Genomic DNA, 3,498 nt, shown 5'->3' with positions numbered 1-3,498 from the left:
CGGTGAATTATTTAGTATAAAATGCCAACCCTCGAAATCTGACCATAAAATATCTTCATCCGGTATATCTAGAGTTAAAATAACGCCCTTTGTTCCTTTCATTAATAAAGATTTCTCATTTCGTTTAACCCTTCTTTTCCAAACCCAAACAGGATATGTTGTACCATCATAGTTAGGAAGTCTTTCTTTCATCTGTTCCATCATATATTTGTAATTATCTTTTAAGAATTTATCAGCGTATTTTTCACTACCTTGATAATAGCCGTTTTCTCTCATTTCCTTATAAGCTTCGTGGTGTTGAACCGTGTATACAATCATATATGTAGTACTCCTTTAATAAGATATTAATCTTCATCTATCAGGTGTATTCCATCCAATAGGACTCCAGCATAATCTGTACATATAGGTCACGTCCTAAAGTCTTGTTACATTTCATACTATTCTTCAAAAATATAATATGGATTTCTAATCAATTTAATATTAGTAGCCGTGTATCTTGCAAAAACATTTCTTCCATCCCATTCTCCATCAGCTACCATTTTAGTTCTTAATCCTGCAGCATCTAATACTTGATCTTCTCTTTTTGTTACCAGTGCAGTTATATAATATTTATCTAGAATTTCAAATATTATGTTATCAGTCAACTTACCCGTAAATAATAGGTCCTTAAGCTGGCTATAATAAATATTCTTACAGACAATATGCTCTAGAACTAACTCTCGATGATTTTTATTTTCAAGTTGCTTTAATGTATCTTGAGTTACATATGCAGCACGATTAATCTTAGAAAACTTCTTACCTTCTTCTCTTAGTACATCATCTATAGCATCGTATACGAGTCCCTCTAAAAAAGTTGGACTAAAAAAGTTTCGTTTCCGCTTACCTTCTCTCATTTTCGATAAATAAAGCATATCTTCCATTATGTATTTACTTGCTCTAGACAGTATCTCAGTACGATTCATTGTTGTTGTATCTCCCCTGTATAACATTAACAATATTGTACCAAATGTTCTTCCGTATCATCACCTGTGAGAGGCTAAACCATTAGCAAAAAGCTATAAAAATTGTACTGAGTTGAATAAAGATTAAAAAGGTAGAGTTGCTAAAACATCAATTGCTAAAAAATAAAGGTGGAAAAACGAAATATAAACCACATGTTTCTAAAGAATTATATGAAGCAAAAAAGAGTAAAGATCGCGATAAAGATAACATAGCCTGTGAAAAGTAGTAACTTGAACTCTGTTAGATTACTAAACTAACAGAGTTCAATACGAAAATTCCAAAATGAAAAGCCCCAATAGTTGAATATCGTATAAAAAATAGACATCTTATTTAAATTGCCTCTAATTTCATCATTGCACCAAAATATTGTGATGCAGTTGTAAAGGTAATAAATGCACATAGCTCACTTATTTCCTCATCAGTAAAGCACTCCCTCAAAATTTCAAAAACTGAATTTGTTATATCTCCTTTTTGCTTTAAAAATACTTCCGCAAAACCAACTGCAATAGTGACTTTTTCATTAAATGTATCTGGTTCAGGTTTTCCTTTTGCTTTACAATACTCACAACCGTTATTTTGAGCTAATGTTCTCCTTACTTGTTCCTTTAATACAGAAGAGAGTAATCCATCTTTTTCCAACACATCTCCTAAGTGAGACCACCCTTTCATTATTTCTATGTTATGTCCTAAAAGTCTTTGAAATGGTGTTTCTCCGATATTTGATTCAATAATTCTTGTCATTAAAAATACCTCCTTTGTATAATAATTATATAAAGAAAAGTTTTTAATTCACATTAAAGAAATAAACAATTAGTAAGATATTATTTATTTTTTTAATGAATAAAGGAGGAATTCTTTAAAAATGAAAATAGATAATATTGATAAAAAGATAATCGATGAATTACGTAATAATAGTCGTTTATCAATGAGTGAACTTGGAAGAAGAGTTAATCTGTCCTCCCCATCTGTAACGGAACGGGTAAGGCAAATGGAGTCATTTGGAATAATCAAAAAATATACATTAGAGATTGATTTTGAAAAATTAGGTTTACCTATCCAATGCATCATTGAAGCAACTATAAAAAATGGTGATTATAAATCTTTTAAAAACTATATAGAGAAACTACCAAACGTAGTATTTTGTTATCGTGTAGCCGGAAATGCTTGTTATATGCTAAAAATGCACTTTGAAACTTTTGCTGAAGGAGAAAAATTCATTAATGATGTAAGTCCATTCGCACATACCGTAACACATTTTATTTTTTCACAAGTTCAAACAAATTTAAAATTGAATACGGAGTGAATATTCTGAAAAATTACTTTTTAAAAATACAAGTAGTAATTTGGTAAAAGTGTTCAAGTTTTAAAAGATAAATAGCAAAAGAGCTTCCATCATTAAGGAAGCTCTTTTGTTTAAGAATCTCTTATTCCTGATCGTCATTTCCAATAATCTTTCATTAACTCAATAGACCAAGCCGCTTGTTTAATCTCATTCTTTGGAAGAAACTCTTTCATTACAGGTTTAATATCGATAATAGGCGTTCCATCAATGGCATCTAATCCTTTCACCACTAATTTCTTACCAGTATGCTCTACTAATTCAACAGTAGTTAGACCTAATTTATTTGGTCTATTTTTTCCTCGTTGAGAAAAAATCCCAACTTTCGGAAAATTAGTGTTATTCCTCGGATGCCTAGCTCCATACTGTATTTTATCGTCAGTTACTTTATCAAAATAAAATATTATCTCTAAGTGCGAAAAATCTTCTATTCCTTGTAAAACAGTTCCATCTAATTCATCAATGAGTTCAACTTCTGATAAAACACTACCCCAATGATCGTCTTCCATTTCTAATCGAGAATTATGAACATATCCGATTGGATTAAGGATAATTTCCATACAACTACCTCCTAAATGCCTTTAAAAAAATTCTATATGATATTCAGCTATAATGAAATTTTGTTTTTTCTAAGTAGCTTAATAAGTTTTACTAATGTTCGACTAATATAAAGAAAAGTAAATTCAAACAAGCCTACCTTCAACATAAATAACTTCAAAGCCATTTTTCCATAAATATTAATTCATCCTTATTGTATCCGTAACGCTCATAGAAGGCTTGTACGCGATTATTATCTGTTTCGATTAGAAGATTTACTTTCTCGCAACCTATTGCTCTGAATCTATTGGTATGTCAACACTAAATCAAACAACTTTTTTAAGGGCTGATTTTCTAAACTCTGACGGACTTAGATAGCCTAACGAACTATGCAAACGTATATTATTGTACCAGTTGACGTAATCGAAAAGTTCAAGAGATAGCTGTTCAAGGGTTAAGAAATGTGCGCCGTTAATTAATTCTGTTTTTAATAGCTTAAATGTCGCCTCTGTCACCGCATTGTCATAAGGGTTTCCTTTATGACTTAATGATTTTTCTATGTTATAAGTACTTAATAATTCATCAATTCCCACATTTTTAAATTCGGAACCACGATCTGT

The 3,498-nt window shown here is 30.7% G+C and carries 6 protein-coding genes and 1 pseudogene; 2 read left to right on the top strand and 5 right to left on the bottom strand.

Translation table 11 applies throughout. The annotated features are described in order from the left end of the window. Window positions 1-318 (bottom strand): DUF3841 domain-containing protein (locus V7014_RS26480; protein WP_335512005.1); only part of this gene is annotated, 318 nt, incomplete at its 3' end. Between the two features lie 119 nt (window positions 319-437). Beyond that, window positions 438-962 carry a hypothetical protein gene (locus V7014_RS26475; protein WP_335512007.1) on the bottom strand — a complete coding sequence of 175 codons (525 nt, stop codon included), beginning with the start codon at window positions 960-962 and terminating at the stop codon, window positions 438-440. A gap of 112 nt (window positions 963-1,074) precedes the next feature. On the opposite strand from V7014_RS26475, the pseudogene V7014_RS26470 reads away from it, so the two are divergent. Beyond that, a pseudogene (locus tag V7014_RS26470) lies at window positions 1,075-1,228 on the top strand (excalibur calcium-binding domain-containing protein). 104 nt (window positions 1,229-1,332) lie between these two features. On the opposite strand, the gene V7014_RS26465 reads toward V7014_RS26470, so the two are convergent. Next, a complete protein-coding gene (locus V7014_RS26465; protein ID WP_335512003.1) occupies window positions 1,333-1,743 on the bottom strand; it encodes a carboxymuconolactone decarboxylase family protein in 411 nt (136 codons plus the stop codon). A 121-nt stretch (window positions 1,744-1,864) separates the two neighbouring features. Here V7014_RS26465 and V7014_RS26460 point away from each other — a divergent pair, with 121 nt between their 5' ends. Next, window positions 1,865-2,305: an Lrp/AsnC family transcriptional regulator gene (locus V7014_RS26460; protein WP_335512001.1), complete on the top strand. Its 441-nt coding sequence runs from the start codon at window positions 1,865-1,867 to the stop codon at window positions 2,303-2,305. Between the two features lie 134 nt (window positions 2,306-2,439). Here the strand turns inward: V7014_RS26460 and tsaA are convergent, their stop codons facing one another. Next, window positions 2,440-2,901: a tRNA (N6-threonylcarbamoyladenosine(37)-N6)-methyltransferase TrmO gene (gene tsaA, locus V7014_RS26455; RefSeq protein ID WP_335511999.1), complete on the bottom strand. Its 462-nt coding sequence runs from the start codon at window positions 2,899-2,901 to the stop codon at window positions 2,440-2,442. Between the two features lie 303 nt (window positions 2,902-3,204). Beyond that, on the bottom strand, window positions 3,205-3,498 hold a 294-nt coding region (locus tag V7014_RS26450), incomplete at its 5' end, for an IS3 family transposase (RefSeq protein WP_335511998.1).

The sequence above is a fragment of the Bacillus sp. JJ722 genome (assembly GCF_036963345.1).
Lineage (GTDB): Bacteria > Bacillota > Bacilli > Bacillales > DSM-1321 > Bacillus_AD.
Note: the sequence above shows the minus strand (reverse complement) of the source record. Positions and strands in the feature narration are given on the sequence as shown.